Annotated in this window: 1 pseudogene; it reads left to right on the forward strand. The window is 67.3% G+C overall.

The features are described 5' to 3' along the window. Window positions 1–251 (forward strand): annotated as a pseudogene (locus R0J88_RS22070) (NADH:ubiquinone reductase (Na(+)-transporting) subunit A); the annotation flags it as partial.

Below are 251 nucleotides of genomic sequence, written 5' to 3' on the forward strand. Positions count from 1 at the left end.
CCCATCCGCTGTCCGCGGATCCGGCCGTGGTGCTCAAGGGCCAGGAAGCCGCTTTCCGTCAGGGTCTTGTCGCACTGACGCGTCTGACCGAAGGCAAGGTGTTCCTGTGCCAGGCACCGGGTGCTGATATCCCGGGTGGCGACGTCTCCGGTGTGGTCAGCGAGTCCTTCAAGGGCCCGCACCCGGCGGGTCTGCCGGGCACGCACATCCATCACCTCGCACCGGTCAGCCTGCAGCGTCAGGTCTGGCAT

The organism is Pseudoalteromonas sp. SIMBA_162 (genome assembly GCF_046535955.1).
GTDB classification, from domain to species: domain Bacteria; phylum Pseudomonadota; class Gammaproteobacteria; order Enterobacterales; family Alteromonadaceae; genus Pseudoalteromonas; species Pseudoalteromonas marina.